Origin of the sequence: Wolbachia endosymbiont (group A) of Pipizella viduata (assembly GCF_964028555.1) — a bacterium.
Classification (GTDB): Bacteria; Pseudomonadota; Alphaproteobacteria; order Rickettsiales; family Anaplasmataceae; genus Wolbachia.
On sequence record NZ_OZ034787.1, the window covers coordinates 724,671 to 742,118 of the forward strand.

Below are 17,448 nucleotides of genomic sequence, written 5' to 3' on the forward strand. Positions count from 1 at the left end.
AAAATAGTAGACAATCGTTGAAGTGAGGTTTAACTATGATACTAGCAGAAACGCTCTTCTGCCTGTATTTCAATTACATATACAACATTTTAAAATTTAAATCTAGCTTTTTAGTTGTTAGTTCTCAATCTCAAATTGTTGACACTTACAACTACAAAGATACACAAATAGTTAGTTTTTAGTGAGGCTTTGGTATGACAAAAGAAAATTCTACATCTAGTGAGTTAGTACACAACAATGAATTATTGAGCATTATAACGAAAAAAGTAACAAAAGGAAAGCACAAACACCTACACCCAGAAGTTGGGAAAGACAAGACTCTCAATAAATGCAAGGGATTGTTCAAGGAAGGGGCTAGTCCTAAGATATTAATCGAAGTGTTAACCAAATTAGGAGAATCACCTGAAGAACAAGAAAAATATTATAAGTATTATACTCAACACTTCCTTCCAGCATTGAAAAAAGAAATCAAACAGTCAAAAAAACTAGACCCAACAAAAAAAGAGGAAATAGAACAGGTAATTTCAGAAGCTATTAACAAGAGCAGCAAAAAAGATCATCCTGATAACGTTGATCAAAATGAAATTGGTCGTAGAGGGAGTATGGAGAGTGAAACCGAAAGCGGCAACAGTAGCGATGCTGAAGATGATCATAACGCTAGTAAGAAGCATTCAATCAGTAGTGCTAACACAATAAGTGAAGGGCAAGGAGTAGAGAAAGACAACGGGATGACGATTGACAATGGAGACAGTGGAATCGAAAGCGGCAACAGTAGCGAAGCTGAAGATGATCCTGCTGATGAGAAAGACCACATTTCGGGTATACCAATTTCCTACACAGCAAATGAAAACCAAGAAGTGGAGAAAACCAACGGGATAACGAACAGCAATGTTCAATATACTGATGAGGAACAGCCAATATTCAAAGCAATTAAAAATGGAAATCGCAAGAAATTTGAAGAATATCTGAAAGGTTGTAAGGATATTAGCAGTGCAAAAGATGAAAAGGAAAATAATATTTTACACCTAATAGTTACACAATTAGAGAAAAAACAAAAGTTTGATTTTTTAAATACAGTACTAGATGTGAGTAAGAAGGAAGGAAAAGAGCAACTTAAAGCACAACTTGAAAAAGCTGTAAACGATAAAAATGGCAACGGTCAAACACCACTGCAAGCATTGTTACTTAGTAAAGTAACAAAAGAAAAACAGACTACACCTTTAAAAAAACTTACACCACACTACGACAATACAATAGTATCTGCTATACAATTGCTCAAATTAGGAGCAAATATTGATGATTTGCAGTTGTCTGAAGAAAAATTACAATACTTAAAAGAAGAGCAAAAGACATACTACCGTAATTTCTTAGAAAAATTAGCAGAGCAAGGAAAGAAATCTAAATTAAAGCCAGAAATAAAAACCAATACAGAAACAAAAATCAAAGAAATTATACCATATACTATAAATACTCCAGATAGTAACAACAATTATCTATTACATTCAGTAATTAAAAATAATGATAAAAAACTTTTTAAAGAACTATTGGAAAAAGGGGTGGATATTAGCCTTAAAGACACAGATGGTAACAATGCTTTACATCATGTTGCTTTACTTAAAGGAGAGCAAAAAGTTGCATATTTGGAGTTAATTTTGAATTTAGTAGAAAAAGGAGTGATATCTCAAGATAAATTGAGAGAAGCTATGAATGCTACCAACCAGAAAGAAAACACGCCTCTACAAGTGGCGCTAATAAAAAAAGTGGAAAAAGGCAAACACCTTTCACAGATAAAAGTTGTTGTTCCAAAAAAAATTGGTGATGGCAATACAACAAAATTTTGTGCAATGTTGTTAAAAAACGGTGCTGATCCTAGTTCTTTGTGGTTGCAAAATCCAGAATTCCATACTGAAAACTACAAATTAACTATACGAAATTTAAAAAACTGTCAGGAGACTACATATACAGCACTAGAGGAAGTTGGAAAAATAAAAAAGGGACTCGAGGAAAAATACCACTGTAAAACTGCTTCAAAAAAATGTCAGTCTGGCATTGAAAAAGCAGGTTCTTTTATAGAAAAAACAGCATCTACTACAGGAAAAGCAGTATCTGCTGCTGGAAAGTACATAGATCCAGCAAAGAGAACCCGTCAAACATTAATATCCATAACAACGGTTATTTTCATTTCAGCTGTAGCATATGGTGTCTCTCAGGGTTACATTGGGGCCTTTGCAGCTTTATTCCTCGCAGCTATTGCTATAGCTACATGTCTTGCTCTCACTTTAGGGTTTAGTGGTGTTAAGAAATGTTTTGAAAAACTAACTAATAAAACAAAGAACTCTACTGACAATGACCGACAGACAAAGCGTGCAAGAAATCCAAAAAGTGAAATGAAAGATACATCAACAAAATCTCCCGCAGATGGGTTAACAATATAACTAGTATACCCTCTTTTCCGGAGCGATGAAGTCAATTTCATCGCTCAGAGTTTTTTCAGCCACTTTTTTATAATCAATTTTTACGTTAATTTGACCTTTCTTTTCTTCAAGCCACGCTATGGTGTGTTTCATCCAGTTTTTATCATCACGCTCAGGAAAATCTTCACGAGCATGAGCACCTCTACTCTCCTCTCGATTGGCTGCGCATTCCATGGTAATAACCGCTTGTGGGATCATGTTAGCAAGCTCCAGTGCTTCAACTAAATCACTGTTCCATATCATACTGCGATCCTCAAGTGAAACATCAGGCATCATTTTTGCTACCTTTTTTATAGCTTTTTTACCTTCTTCTAAAACTTCAGCAACACGGAACACTGATGCGTACTTTTGCATAGTGTTCTGCATTTCGCTGCGTATTTTTGCTACTTTGAGCTTCCCAGAAGCAAATCGCATTTTATTAAACCTATCTATTATCCAATCTGTACAATCTGAGCTCAATTTTTTATGTGGTATACCGGATTTTAGTTTCTCTTTTGCTCTGAGCGCTGCAGCTCTACCAAAAACCACAAGATCAAGAAGTGAGTTAGAACCAAGTCGATTTGCACCGTGCACAGAGACACATGCAGCTTCTCCAATTGCAAATAGTCCATCTACCACTTCTTCCTTACCTTGCTTCAGCGTGATCACTTCTCCATGATAATTGGTTGGAATGCCGCCCATGTTGTAGTGAACAGTTGGAATAACAGGTATTGGATCTTTAGTGACATCAACTCCAGCAAAAGTTCTTGCGGTTTCGCTGATGCCCGGCAATCTGAGTTTTATTACTTCCGGATCAAGATGCGCTATAGTTAAATACATGTGATCTTTTTTCGGTCCAACTCCCCTTCCCTCTCTAATTTCAATTGTTATTGCACGACTTACCACATCACGGGAAGCTAAATCTTTTGCTTTTGGTGCGTAACGTTCCATAAACTTTTCGCCCTGAGAATTAACGAGGTACCCCCCTTCTCCACGGCACCCTTCTGTCATCAAGCACCCTGAGCCATATATTCCTGTTGGATGAAATTGTACAAATTCCATATCTTCAAGTGGTAACCCAGCTCTCACCACCATGCCATTACCATCACCTGTGCAGGTATGCGCACTTGTTGCAGAGAAATAAACACGTCCATATCCACCTGTTGCTAGCACCACTTTATGCGCACGAAATTTATGTAATGTACCGTCGCATAGCGACCAAGCAAGAACTCCACAGCATGCTCCGGTTTCGCTATCCATAATTAAATCAATCACAAAGTATTCAACAAAAAATTCAGCGTTGAATTTAAGACACTGCTGATATAGAGTGTGAAGGATTGCGTGCCCAGTTTTGTCTGCTGCCGCACAAGTGCGCTGCGCTGATTTTCCTTTACCAAAGTGAGTTGTCATTCCACCAAAGGAACGCTGGTATATTTTACCATTTTCTGTACGAGAAAAAGGTACGCCAAAATTTTCAAGTTCAATAACAGCTTTAGCAGCGTTTTTACACATATATTCTATTGCATCTTGATCACCAAGCCAGTCTGAACCTTTTATTGTGTCATATGCATGCCAGCGCCAATCGTCTTCACCAATATTACCTAAAGCTGCACTAATTCCGCCTTGTGCTGCAACTGTATGACTTCGTGTAGGGAAAATTTTAGAAATGCAGGCAACTGAAAAATTAGTTGCAGCCATCCCAAGCGTTGCTCTGAGCCCTGCTCCACCTGCACCCACTACTACCACATCATACTCATGTTCTATGATCTTATACGCTGACTTATCCATATTTGCTTATTTTATCATCACAGGCTTATGATATCACAGAAGTAGAAAAAATCTATACAAGTTTTCTATAGCTAATACCAATTCTCATTATTAGTGAACCACTTTTTCATCCAATAATTTTGATCTTAATGCCATTTAAACCTCGCTATTTTACTTACTTCAGGTGGAACATACAATAAAATGGTTGAGTCTTTATCTGGCTTGCATCCATCGGTAGTTATTACACTAAATAAACAGGAAGTTGGTGGAATGATAAAAGAAACGATTACTCAAAAATCTTCTGAAATGGCCAGGGAAAACTTAAGATAGCTACACGCTTAGCTCTTGAGAAAAAGTGTCAGGGGTTTAGCAGTGGACTAGATAATGATAAAAAGGAGGAAATATTAGGAGAATGTATGAGTAATTTATCCTATGTTGAACTGGAGAATCAAAACGAAGTGGTAAGGTAAATTATATTTCATTAAAGTCATTTATCTTGAAACATAAGCAGGATTTTGTATAGTTGTTTCAATTTGGGTCTGTATATTGAAACAATGCGTGAAAATGACAGGTCATTGTACAAGAGGTACCTAATTTGCCAACAAGAATGCTAGATAAAGAAACTTATATTTCAATTATTTCATAATTTCTGTATAATCTTACAAGCTCAATTGGTATATTATGAAGATAATAATAGGTAATGCTAGTAAAGAATTAGGGGAATCAGTAGTTAACCGGCTAGATGTTCAACCATCCTCTGCTTGGATATCAAAGTTTACCGATGGCGAGGTAAATGTAGAAGTAGCAAATGATCTATATAATCAAGAAGTATACATAGTACAATCTCTTTCTCCCCCTGTGAATGATAACCTTATGGAGCTTCTGCTTATAATTGATGCAGTAAATAGATTAGGAGCCAAAAGGATAGTAGTAATTATTCCTTATTATGGATATAGCAGACAAGATAGAATTATCAAGAACAATAATATGCAATCTGCTTTAAATGCCAAATTAGTTGCAAATCTTATTCAAACTGCAGGTGCAAGTAGTGTTGCAGTGATTGATTTGCACTCAAGTCAAATTGAAGGATTCTTTGATGTACCGATAACTAATTTGAACTGCTTTGAAGCATTTGTTGACTGTATACACATGGAAAATTTGGCAATTGTTGCACCTGATGTTGGAGCAATTGGCAGAGCACGTGCTTTTGCAAAGACTTTAGAGGAAAAGTACAAGATAGGGTTAAGTGATAAGATTATTGTAGTAGATAAATATAGGGAGAAAGCAGGTACATCTCAAGTAATGAACATAATAGGAGAAGTTGCGAATAAAAATTGTGTCATTGTTGATGATATAGTTGACTCTGGTGGAACATTGTGTAATGCAGCCCTTGCTTTAAAAAATTGCGGAGCAAAGTCCGTAATTTCATGCATCACACATGGCGTGCTTTCAGGAAGTGCAGTTGAAAAAATTTCTTCCTCTTCTTTAGATAAATTAGTGATTACGGATACTATACTTCACAAACTTGAAAAAACTGGTAAAATAGAAGTTGTTTCGGTCGTATATATTTTAACTCACTTCATCCAAGGAGGTAAAGATGCCAGCTAAGTCAACAGAAGACGTTATTACTTCACTAATAGAATTTGCAAATAAGAGAAAAATAACAATTACCAAGGAAGAAATGCTTAAAATTGCACAGCTTGTAAGGATTAAGTTATCAAATGACGAGATTGATCACTACTCCAAAGAACTGACAATGCTGGATTGGATATATGATACTTTATTGCAAGTTAATACTGAAGGTGTTTCTCCTATGCGTTATGGCAGTATAGACAAGGACATTCATGTACGCGATGATGTTATAAATTCTCAAAACATTAAAGAAGAGATATTGTCCAATACAAAACCTGAGCATGGGTATTTCGTAGTGCCAAAGGTTATAAACGATTAGGGTAAAATAAGGCTCATATCAATTCTATAATAGATCTACTTTCAAAGTATCCGTTCAGCAGAGTGGCAAAACAGGTATAGCTAACCCAAGAAGGTTTCCCTACGTCATACCGCCGCGGCGCTAACAAGTAGCGGAATAACGAATTTGTTGTTTTTCAAATTGTAGGTAAACCTAAGTCACTTTAGCTATAGTTTACTTGCCCCATGATTTTCTTTATTATCAGATATTGCTTTAAATAATATGGAGGGGTAAGTTGTCAGCAATTGCCATTATTGATTTTGGTTCACGTACGATATCGGTAGTTAACATTAGCTACCTGAGGGTCAGAGTCGCCTTTCTTAAAGATATTTTAAGTATACTAGATGTATTATTGATACGTGATAATAAAACTGGGGGTTTTTACGGAAACATCTGAATTAACTTTACTCGACTTACAGGATTTGCTTGAAAGTTTGAAAAGGCATGTGCGTAGTGAAGTAGAAAAATATGTAGATAAAAGGGTAGAAGAAGTCAAAGATGAGGCAGTAACATATATAATAAATAAAGTATTAAACAATATGGTGGGTAATGAGCCACTAAATGAGCTCAAAATAGATAAACCTAAAGAAATTGTGCAAGTTGATGATGATGGCTTAACGCAAAATCAAAAAGTTATTAAAGCTCTTTTTATAGGTAGAACACTTGTTGGAGAATATAAAAAGAAAATGTATGAAGTTACAGTCAGTAATGAGGGAAAGTTTATTTACAATGGGGAAGAATATAGTGCTCCTTCTACGGCTGGCACAAGAATTATCGGTAAAAGTTGCAACGGTTGGGATTTTTTTAAAGTATGCCTTGACCCCAAAGAAAAACTGAGGACTCTGAGTCACCACCGTGCAAAGTTTCTGTCAACTCAAAATAAATCATAGCTAACGTTTAAGTCATACATCAAAGCTTTTAAGAGGTCTTAGTTTACTTACTTCTTTATTTTCTTTATTATCAGATATCACTTTTAAATAATATGGAGGAGCAAATTGTCAGCAATTGCCATTATTGATTTTGGTTCACAATTTACACAGCTTATCGCAAGACAAGTCAGGGAAATGGGTGTGTATTGCGAAATATTTCCAAGCAACATCAGTTTTGAAACAATATCAAAATTCAATGGGTTTATTCTCTCTGGAGGACCACAATCTGTAAATGATGATTGTTCTGAAACAAGTAGAGTAGTACATGAAATTATAAAACTTAATAAGGCAACAAACGTTCCTATACTTGGAATATGCTATGGACAGCAACTCATTTGTCATTATTTTGGAGCAAAAGTAAAAGAGAGTTTCAAACAGGAGTTTGGCAGAACTAAAATCAAGATACTAAAAGAATCCCCCATTATAAAGGATACCTGGGATGTTAATTCTGAAGTGGATGTATTAATGAACCATGCGGACAGTGTTGATACTATACCACAGGGATTTACTGTTATCGCATCAGGTGTGATAAATCAAACAATTGCAATAATTGTCAACGAACAGCGGAAGATTTACTGTACTCAGTTCCATCCTGAAGTGAGGCCCACAACAAATGGCAGTAAATTGCTCTCTAACTTCTTGGATATTGCAAATTGCGAGAGAGACTGGACAATGAAATCGTTTATTGAAAAGCAGAAGGAAAAAATCAAAAATGTAGTAGGAGAGAAAAAAGTAATCGCTGCAGTAAGTGGTGGGGTTGATTCAAGTGTTGCAGCGGCTCTCACACATAAAGCTATAGGAAAACAATTGAACTGTATTTTTATCGATACTGGGTTGTTACGCAAGAACCAGACCATTGCTATGTTGAAAGAAATTCCGATAAACTACGTTGATAAATCAAATTTATTTTTGAGTAGGTTAAAGGGAATAACTGATCCAGAAAAAAAGCGAAAAATTATCGGTAACGCTTTCATTGAAGTGTTTGAAGAAGAAGCAAAAAAAATAGGTGATGTGGATTTTTTGATGCAAGGTACCATCTACTCTGATGTAGTTGAGTCAGGGCATGCCTCAGACAACACTAGTACAATTAAGTCTCACCATAATGTTGGTGGGTTGCCAGAAAAGATGAACCTGAAGCTAGTAGAGCCTTTACGCTATCTCTTTAAAGATGAGGTAAGGCTACTTGGAAAAGAAATTGGGCTTTCAGACGAGATAATATTTCAACATCCATTTCCTGGACCCGGACTTGCAGTGAGGATTATAAGTGAAGTTGATGAAGAAAAGGTGCGAATATTGCAAGAAGTAGATGAAATATATATTAATACGATGAAAAATTACGATCTATACGATAAGATATGGCAAGCTTTTGCTGTATTATTACCAATAAAAACTGTAGGCGTCATGGGAGATGGTCGTACATACGGATATGTTTGTGCTTTAAGGGCTGTAACATCGTCCGATGGTATGACGGCTGATGCATTTCCATTTGAAGATAAGGATCAGCATTCGCTAGTGTTTTGGGACTTTTTACAGAATGTTGGCAGTATAATTGTTAATAACGTTTCCGGAGTAAATAGAGTTGTCTATGACTTAACTTCTAAACCACCAGCAACCATTGAGTGGGAGTAAATCAAAAAGTCTAGTCATACCGCAGCGGGATCTAGAGATACCGCGGCGGTATGACGTAGGATTGCTGTCATCCCGCTTTGTTAGCGGTTGAGATACCGTGAATAAATCACGGTATGACGTTAAGTAACTCGTCATCCCGCTACGTGTTAGCAGGATCTAGAGATACTGCGGCGGAATGTCGAATTTGTTGTTTTTTAAATTGTAGGTAAACCTAAAGCTATAGAAAAAAAGAAGAACCAGTTTCTTAGTTCTTCATTGACATAATCCACTTCATATGCCATAATAAAACTATGAAGTTTAAACGAAAAATGATGTGGTTACAAGAAATATTACAAGAGATCAATAATAATCAAGATATAAATAAAGAAAATATAATTGATGAAATAAGAGACAAATTGGAAAAAAGATGTCCTCCCAAAAATAATCAAGACGATATTTATAGTTTTGATCAATATTTTCAATGGAAAAAGAATAATTTCAATGTAAATCACATATTCAAAGAATACGAATCTACAGGTTTTGTGTGTAAAGATAGGTATAGTTTATTGCACCTAGCGGTTAAAAATGGTTATGAAACGCTAGCAAGATTCTTAATAGAAATAGGGGCTAATATTGATGTGAAAGACATATTCAACAGGACTCCTTTACACTTTGCTGTCGGTGAACAAAATTTAAAAATGGTAAAGCTCTTGCTAGCAAGCAATGCAAATGTTAATGTGCGAAGTGAACTTGAAATGACACCTTTGCATTATGCTGCTTGGTTCGGCAATGTAGAGATAGTAGAGCTTCTACTGAAAAAAGAAGCGAATGTTAATGTACAAAATCAATTTTATAGAAGAACTCCTTTGCATTATGCCGTTATGAGGGAAAGCAATACAGAAATAGTGAAACCTCTACTCGAAAGAAAAGCAAGTGTTAATTTGCTAGATAGAGAAGGAAAAACTCCCTTGGATTACGCTATTCATTACAATTATAAACATCCAAAGCTAATAAAGCTACTACTAGACTATGGTGCAGATCCATCATGTATTAAGCATAAAGCAATAAAAATTAGCGCTGCTGTGGGTGCTATTACTACTGTTGTAATTCCATTGATGCTTGCATATGCTACTGAATTATCTGTACTAGCAATAGTTGGAATTACTGCAGCATCTGTGTTAATAGCTGGTAGTATTGTTTATGGAGTTATATGCTCTGCCTATGGAGTTACAATTGGCAGTAAATTAAGTGAGGTTAGCTGCAGTAATGCGCAGCAGACTACAGCTCCTAATTCACCACAGTAACCGCGCCGTGGCAGTGCTTGTATTTCTTTCCGGAGTTGCAAGGACATTTGTTGTTTCTTGAGACTTTGGAAAGTCTGCTATTTCTAGCAGAATGTAACCTATTGCCTATCTCTTGGTTGTCTGCCAACTTAAAGTGTGCTAAGCGATGAATGGTGAGTTCCTTCCATTTTTCAAGCATTGACTCAAACATCAAGAAAGCTTCGCGTTTAAATTCATTCAGTGGATCTTTCTGCCCCATGGCACGTAAGCTTATGCTTTGTCTTAAGCTTTCTAAAGTTGAAAGGTGCTCCCTCCATAAATGATCAAGTGTCATTATCATTACTTGCTTCACGATCGTATTCCACAAATCTGTAGTGTGCTGACTGTTGAAATATTTTTCTTTCTCAGTAAAAAATTCTTGTATCTTATCATTTATATAATCCAAAGCTTCTTGTTTGTTTAAAAACTTTGCTAAATCTTCTTTATCAAGCGTTATTCCATACCTTGTATGGAATTCTTTGACTATATCTTCAATATAATCCTCATAATAGCCACTTTGGATTATACCTTCTACTATGCTCTCATTTACTTCGCTATATACTTCAAGTAAATCATTAATTTCGTTGCCTAAGATATTGTTTCTCTGCTTAAAAATAACTTTACGTTGGTTGTTGATTACGTCATCAAACTTAAGCAAAGACTTCCGCACATCATAGTTTCTAGCTTCAACTTTCTTCTGCGCCTTCTCAAGTGCCTTATTGATCCATGGATGATGAATAGCTTCGTTATTCTTTAACCCTACTTTTTGTAAAAAGCTTCTCATTCTATCAGAACCAAATATTCTCATTAGGTCATCTTCAAGCGATAAAAAGAACTTAGAAAGTCCAGGATCCCCCTGACGACCAGAACGGCCACGCAGCTGATCATCTATTCTCCTGCTTTCATGTCTTTCGGTTCCAACCACGCATAAACCACCAGCTTTTATAGCAATTTCCTTATCTTTTTTTACTCTTTCGACTATTTCTTGGTATTTTTTTTCTCTTTCATCAGCATTTTTTATCTTCTTTAGCTCTACCTTTGCAATCATTTCAGCGTTTCCACCGAGTTGAATATCAGTTCCACGTCCTGCCATGTTAGTTGCTATAGTGATACTACCTGGCACTCCAGCTTGTGCTATTATGTACGCCTCTTGTTCATGATAACGAGCATTCAATACTGAATGCTTAAGAGAATGGCTTTGCAAAAGCGCAGAAAGCTTCTCAGAGTTTTCGATGCTTACCGTGCCAACAAGGACCGGTTGAAGGCGTTTGTGGCATTCTTCTATAAACTTCAACACAGCATTAAATTTTTCTTTTCCTGTGCCATAAATTTCATCATCAATATCAACTCTTTTTACAGGTACATTGGTTGGAATTTTTACTACATTTAGTCTGTATATATCACGAAACTCTTCTGCCTCTGTTGCTGCTGTTCCAGTCATTCCGGAAAGTTTATTGTACATACGAAAGTAATTCTGAAATGTGACCGATGCTAAAGTTTGGTTTTCATGCTGAATTTCAAGATTCTCCTTCGCTTCAAGTGCCTGATGAAGACCATCGGAATATCTCCTGCCCTCCATCATACGCCCAGTAAATTCATCAATAATCACTACCTTTCCATCTTTCACTATATAATCTTTATCAGCAGTAAACAGCTTATGTGCACGTAATGCTTGGTCTATATAATGAGTCATTATCATGCTGTTAGTATCATAGAGCGAGGAATTTTCAGGAATGAGATTGTATGACCTGAGTAGTTCTTCCACTCGTGAAATACCATCTTCAGTAAGGAACACTGCCCTACCCTTTTCGTCCACCTCATAATCAGAGTCAACTAATTTGGTTACTATTTTATTGATATGCTTATATATCTGATTGTTTTCCTCAATCTGGCCAGAAATAATGAGCGGAGTGCGAGCTTCATCAATGAGTATTGAGTCTACTTCATCAACTATTCCGTAGTGAAAGCCTCTCTGAACCATGTCTTCTTGAGAAAATTTCATATTGTCTCGCAGGTAATCAAAGGCAAGCTCGTTATTTGTGGAATACACGATATCTGCACTGTAAGCCTCTTTTCTCTCTTCATCTGTCAAATTATTCGTAATAAATGCAACAGAAACCCCGAGAGAATTATATAACTTGCTCATCCACTCTGTGTCTCGTTTCGCAAGGTAGTCGTTAACAGTTACGACGTGCACGCCTTTCCCTTCTAAAGAATTAAGGTATGCAGCTAAAGTTGCAACGAGTGTCTTTCCCTCTCCTGTTTTCATTTCTGATATCATGCCGTTATGGAGTACCATTCCACCGATCAGTTGAACATCGAAGTGTCTCATGTTAAGAAACCTTCGAGAGGCTTCACGCACAACTGCAAATGCAGGTACGAGAAGATCATTTAACGTTTTTCCATTTTTCAATTCTCGTTTGAATTCTTCAGTTTTACCAGCAAGCTCCTCATCAGATAAGCTCTGCATTTCTGTTTCTAATGTATTTATTTGCTGAACAATTTTCCTAAAGGATTTTATTATCTTCTTGTTTGTTGACCCAAATATCTTTCTTATAAAAAAGAATGACAACGTAAAAATGAAAAATATAAGAATGGCTGTCAAAATTAGCGGAGAATCTAGCATAAACTTAAGTAACGTCTTATTTAATATGAGATTATATTACTAAATGCAGCCTACAGCAATGACATATTAGATTTGGGGAGTCTTTATACTTAAGATAGAAAACAAAATCAACCCTGTTCGGCACTGTTATCGAAATATTAAAGAATCTGTTGCATTATCTTAGGCACTTGGTGACTTTAATTTTTTATAGAAAGAAGTTATTCGTAGGTTTAGTAGGGTATGAATGTAGAAAATAAGCAGTCTGAAGAACTTGGTAATCCTAAATTTAAGAAGAGAGATGGCACATCAACAGGTGATCAAGGTCGTAAGTATGAAGTAAAATTATTAATGCTGTATCTACTTCATGGGTTAAGTAGTAAAATTGACTTTTGGTTAGCATCAAACATAGAAGGCTTTGGAGCCTTTGATGATATTTTTTTTGAGTATATTGACTTTTGGTTAGCATCAAACATAGAAGTTTTGGAGCCTTTGATGATATTTTTTTTGAGTATAAAGATCAGAAGAACAAATCGAGAATTATCTTGGTTCAAGCTAAACACCGTAACGACCCTAGTTCATCAGCGAATATTACTTTTGAAGATTTGTTTATTGATGGAAACAATAGAAAGCGACAGAAAGAGGATTTCGGGTTAAACAAATATTTTGTTGAATCTTATCCTGAGATTAAGCAAAACCCTGAGTGTAAGAACAGTGATATTACACTTGTCATTCATACCAATGTTAATGTGAACTTAAAAAAAGGTACAGAAAAGCAAGGCAAAGTAGAAACATTAGAGAAGTATCTGGAAGAGTCAAAGTTAACAGATGATAACATTTTAAGTATTTATGAAGGTCACAAAGGAACGTGCTACAAAATAAAAAATCATATTGAACTGAAAAAATACTTCAGTTGCGGCAGTGAAGATGAAATAGAAGATTTTTTACTTAGAATAAGGTTTGTAATTAATCAACCTAATCATTCAAAATTGGATGATATTATTAAGAAAGAAATATGGAATATATACAAAATATCAGGCAAGAAAAACATTGACATGGTTTTTGACTTTGCACGCGGGAAGGTAGAAAAATGGTGGGAACAACAGGGTAGCGAAGTTTCTTATCTAACAAGAAAAGACAATTATTTTAAGGAAGCCATAGAACATCTTTATAGTCTCAAACTTAAAGAAGATCTACCTGAATTTTGGCAGGTTCCTCTTCGAAATTATAACTTTGTCGGCAGAGAAGCGCTGCTAGATAAAATAGAAGAATGCCTGAAAGCTAATGATACAGCAACACTAGTTGCTTGTCATGGACTAGGTGGAATAGGTAAAACACAATTAGCATTAGAATTTATTTGGAGTAAGCTCCAAAAATATAGATGGATAATTTGGCTTGATACACGAGATAGAAATACTTTAATTAACGAGTACATCAAGTTAGGACGTGGACTAAACGTTATTCATGGTTACGGAGAAAACGTTCGTGAAGAAGATCACGCCAAGCATGTTAAGTATTGGCTAGAACACCCTAAACGTGCTGGGTGGCTACTGATATGCGATAACGCTCCTAACTACAAAGATATAGCAGATTTACTTCCTATAAAAGGAGGAAAGATATTATTAACTTCTCGTTATACATTTGGCTGGCCACAACCACAGAACACTATTTCTATTGATGTTTTTGAACCTGGAGAATCAAGGAGCTACATTCGTAAGATACTAGAAGTGGAAGGAACAAAGCTAGATATAATTCAAGTGGATACATTAGCAAAGACATTAGGACATTTACCTTTAGCTTTAGCCCAAGCAAGTGCTTATATAAAGAAAACAGTTATAAGTATTTCAGACTATTTGAAATTATATAATGATAGAAAACGAGCTTTATTGTCCGATAAAACATTGCTTGAAACATTTCCAGCTGGTGCTAATAGAGAGACTGCAGCAATAGTGTATGTTACATGGGACATTACAGTAGAAGCAATAAAAAAAGAATCCTTATTGGCAGCTAACTGGCTTACTGCTTGTGCTTACCTAGATGGTAGTCCTATCCCTAAATCTTTACTAGAAATCTTTGCTGATAATCAAGAAAATAATCCTTCCTTAGAAACTTTCCATGAAGCGTTGGGAATATTAATAAGTTATTCTATGTTAACTGTCAAAAAAGATCATAGCATGTTAGTGCACAACTTGATTCAGGAGGTGACAAGGCTAAAGTCAGAGGAAAGTGGAAAAACTAAAGAAGACATAAAAATTGTTTTTCAACTATTAGAAGAGGGTTTTCCTTACCGCAGTGATAAACTAGAAGATTATGCTAAGAAACGACAATTATTACCACATTTAGAAGCATTTTTATCACACATGGATAATTTGCTAGAAAAAAATTCTTCAGAAAAGCAAACAATAGAAAAGGATTATCTTTTAGATTTGTTAATGTGGATTAATGATGGATACTCTGATTTAGGTAACCCTAAAAGACAAGAGGAGTTGATCAAACGGATTTTACCTATTCTTCAGAAGCATTTTAGCCCTGATTATGAAATTGCTACACTGCTGGTAAGTCTTGGTATTGCTTATAATGCTTTAGACAATCCTCGGAACGCAAAAGAGTTGTTTGAATGGGCTTTACCTATTTTTGAGAAACATTATGGCTCTGATCATCCTAAAGTTGCTGTCATACTGACAAACCTTGGCCACGCTTATGAGAATTTAGATAGTCCCCGGAGAGCAAAAAAGTTGTTTGAGCGAGCTTTAGCAATTCAAGAGAAACATTATGGACTTGATCATTTCGAAGTTGCTAAACTACGGGCAAACCTCGGTCTTGTTTGTTATGCTTTGGGTGATTTTCAGAAAGCAAAGGAGCTGTCTGAACGGGCTTTACCTATTTTTGAGAAACATTGTTGCTATACTGTTGTCAAACTTAGGTGTCATTTATGGGGGTCTAGGTTATCATAGGAAAAGAAAGAGGTTATTTGAATGGGCTTTAGCAATCAAAAGGAAACATTACAGGTCTGACCATTTCGAAGTTGCTAAACTACTGGTAAATCTTGGTATTGCTCATAATGCTTTAGATAATCCTCAAAAAGCAAAAGAGTTGTTCGAACGGGCTTTATCTATTTTTGAAAAACATTATGGTTATGACCATCCTGAAGTTGCTAAACTACTGGTAATCCTTGGCATTACTTATGGCATTTTAGGTAAACATAAGAAAAATCAAGAGTTGCTTAAACGGGCTTTACCTGTTCTTAAGAAACATTATGGCCCTGATCATCCAGAAATTGCTATTATACTAATAAGCCTCGGCATCTCTCATGGGGACTTAGGTGACCACGAGAAACAAAAGGAGCTGTTTGAACAGGCCTTGCCTATTGTTGAGAAACATTACGGCCCTGATCATCCTGAAGTTGCTAAACTACTGATAAACCTAAGCGATGCCCATGGTGCTCTAGGTAACCACAAGAAACAAAAGGAGTTGTTTGAACGGGCTTCATCCATCTTTAAGAAAAATTACGGCCCTGATCACCCGGAAGTTGTGAAACTACTGGCAGAGCTAGATGATATTTAGGTTTTTAGCAATACTAGATTAACAATCACTTATTTTATAATCACACTTCCAAAACTAATCTATTTGGATCTTCTATATAATTTTTTATTTTAACGAGGAAAGTAACTGCTCCTTTGCCATCCACTATTCTGTGGTCGTAAGAGAGGGCAATGTACATCATAGGTCTGATCTCTATCGAATTGCCCACAGCAACTGGCCTATTTTGTATTGAATGCATTCCAAGTATTCCAGATTGCGGAGGGTTTATTATCGGAGTGGAAAGGAGTGAACCGTATACTCCGCCGTTTGAGATAGTAAATGTTGCACCTTCCATTTCTGATACTTGTAATTTGCCTTCTCGTGCTTTTTTGCCAAGAGCAACTAAAGTCAACTCAATTTCTGCAAATGACATCTGATCAGCATTTCGAATAACTGGTACAACAAGACCTTTATCGGTGCCAACAGCAACACCTATGTCATAGTAATGTTTATATATGATCTCATCGCCTGAGATCTCAGCGTTAATTTCAGGGATCTCTTTCAGTGCTTGCACCGCTGCCTTTATAAAAAACGACATAAAACCAAGTTTTATTCCATATTTTTTTTCAAAAGTGTCCTTATATTTTGCTCTTAGATCCATGACATTTTTCATGTCAATTTCATTGAACGTGGTCAGTATTGCAGCAGTATTTTGCGATGCCTTCAAACGAGCAGCAATTACTTGTCTTATTTTGCTCATTTTTACTCGTTCCTCTCTTTGCTCTCCACTCACTACACTTTTTGGCAATTCGTATTGTTTTATTGCAGGCTGTTCTGCTTTGTTCATGTGGCCTATCACATCTGCCTTTGTTACTCTGCCTCCCATGCCAGTTCCTTTGACACTTTCTGCATTAATTGCATTTTCTTCCATAATTTTGCGAGCTGATGGAGCATCTTTTTTAGCAGAACTTTCGCTTTTATCTTCTTTTCTCGCTTCCTCTTTTACTTCCCCCACGGAAAACTTCGCTAACAATTGATCAGGACTTATTACATCATCTTCCTTTACGAGAAATTCAGTTATTTGCCCTGAAGCTTCTGCAGTTAATTCGAGTGCTGTTTTGTCAGTCTCAATTTCAAAGATCAAGTCATCTACTTTTACTGCTTCTCCAATATTTTTCTTTATTTTTACTATACCTTCCGTAACTGACTCACCACCAAGAGTTTTTGGCGCTCTGATTTCTATAATTTTGCTCATAAAACAACTTCCGTATAAAAC

13 protein-coding genes are annotated in these 17,448 nt (G+C 36.0%); 10 read left to right on the plus strand and 3 right to left on the minus strand.

Annotated features, from left to right (window positions below):
* The first annotated feature begins 194 nt into the window (after positions 1-194).
* Complete coding sequence (locus ABWU50_RS03385) at positions 195-2,435, plus strand: ankyrin repeat domain-containing protein (protein ID WP_353275225.1); 2,241 nt, start codon at positions 195-197, stop codon at positions 2,433-2,435.
* Here ABWU50_RS03385 and sdhA read toward each other — a convergent pair whose 3' ends face one another.
* Complete coding sequence (sdhA, locus tag ABWU50_RS03390; protein WP_353275226.1) at positions 2,436-4,241, minus strand: succinate dehydrogenase flavoprotein subunit; 1,806 nt, start codon at positions 4,239-4,241, stop codon at positions 2,436-2,438.
* Between the two features lie 180 nt (positions 4,242-4,421).
* Between sdhA and ABWU50_RS03395 the strand changes: the two genes are divergently transcribed.
* The 6 genes from ABWU50_RS03395 (at position 4,422) to ABWU50_RS03420 (ending at position 10,030) form a co-directional block, all read left to right on the plus strand.
* Positions 4,422-4,550, plus strand: a complete 129-nt coding sequence (locus tag ABWU50_RS03395) for a hypothetical protein (protein WP_353275228.1) — start codon at positions 4,422-4,424, stop codon at positions 4,548-4,550.
* A 351-nt stretch (positions 4,551-4,901) separates the two neighbouring features.
* Positions 4,902-5,828: a ribose-phosphate diphosphokinase gene (locus ABWU50_RS03400; protein WP_353275230.1), complete on the plus strand. Its 927-nt coding sequence runs from the start codon at positions 4,902-4,904 to the stop codon at positions 5,826-5,828.
* On the plus strand, positions 5,818-6,171 hold the full coding sequence (gene gatC, locus ABWU50_RS03405) for an Asp-tRNA(Asn)/Glu-tRNA(Gln) amidotransferase subunit GatC (protein ID WP_353275232.1): 354 nt from the start codon (positions 5,818-5,820) through the stop codon (positions 6,169-6,171). Before ABWU50_RS03400 ends, gatC begins: the two co-directional genes overlap by 11 nt.
* Before the next feature lie 377 nt (positions 6,172-6,548).
* Positions 6,549-7,079 carry a DUF2924 domain-containing protein gene (locus tag ABWU50_RS03410; protein ID WP_353275234.1) on the plus strand — a complete coding sequence of 177 codons (531 nt, stop codon included), beginning with the start codon at positions 6,549-6,551 and terminating at the stop codon, positions 7,077-7,079.
* Positions 7,080-7,184: 105 nt separating this feature from the next.
* Positions 7,185-8,747, plus strand: coding sequence for a glutamine-hydrolyzing GMP synthase (guaA, locus tag ABWU50_RS03415; protein WP_253309400.1), 1,563 nt, complete (start codon positions 7,185-7,187; stop codon positions 8,745-8,747).
* Between the two features lie 308 nt (positions 8,748-9,055).
* Positions 9,056-10,030: an ankyrin repeat domain-containing protein gene (locus ABWU50_RS03420; RefSeq protein ID WP_353275237.1), complete on the plus strand. Its 975-nt coding sequence runs from the start codon at positions 9,056-9,058 to the stop codon at positions 10,028-10,030.
* Here ABWU50_RS03420 and secA read toward each other — a convergent pair.
* The gene (secA, locus tag ABWU50_RS03425; protein ID WP_353275238.1) at positions 10,014-12,674 is read right to left on the minus strand and encodes a preprotein translocase subunit SecA; all 2,661 of its coding nucleotides are present in this window, start codon (positions 12,672-12,674) and stop codon (positions 10,014-10,016) included. The two genes, ABWU50_RS03420 and secA, sit on opposite strands and share 17 nt — an antisense overlap.
* A gap of 219 nt (positions 12,675-12,893) precedes the next feature.
* Here secA and ABWU50_RS03430 point away from each other — a divergent pair, with 219 nt between their 5' ends.
* The 3 genes from ABWU50_RS03430 to ABWU50_RS03440 are packed head-to-tail and all read left to right on the plus strand — an operon-like array spanning position 12,894 to position 16,214.
* A complete protein-coding gene (locus ABWU50_RS03430) occupies positions 12,894-13,307 on the plus strand; it encodes a hypothetical protein (RefSeq protein WP_353275239.1) in 414 nt (137 codons plus the stop codon).
* Entirely contained in the window at positions 13,256-15,604 is a 2,349-nt protein-coding gene (locus ABWU50_RS03435; protein ID WP_353275240.1) for a tetratricopeptide repeat protein, read from the plus strand. Before ABWU50_RS03430 ends, ABWU50_RS03435 begins: the two co-directional genes overlap by 52 nt.
* The gene (locus tag ABWU50_RS03440) at positions 15,561-16,214 is read left to right on the plus strand and encodes a tetratricopeptide repeat protein (RefSeq protein ID WP_353275242.1); all 654 of its coding nucleotides are present in this window, start codon (positions 15,561-15,563) and stop codon (positions 16,212-16,214) included. The genes ABWU50_RS03435 and ABWU50_RS03440 overlap by 44 nt, the downstream gene beginning before the upstream one ends.
* Before the next feature lie 40 nt (positions 16,215-16,254).
* Here ABWU50_RS03440 and odhB read toward each other — a convergent pair whose 3' ends face one another.
* Positions 16,255-17,427 (minus strand): 2-oxoglutarate dehydrogenase complex dihydrolipoyllysine-residue succinyltransferase, encoded by a 1,173-nt coding sequence (odhB, locus tag ABWU50_RS03445; protein WP_264329147.1) that lies wholly within the window; start codon positions 17,425-17,427, stop codon positions 16,255-16,257.
* Positions 17,428-17,448: the final 21 nt, after the last annotated feature.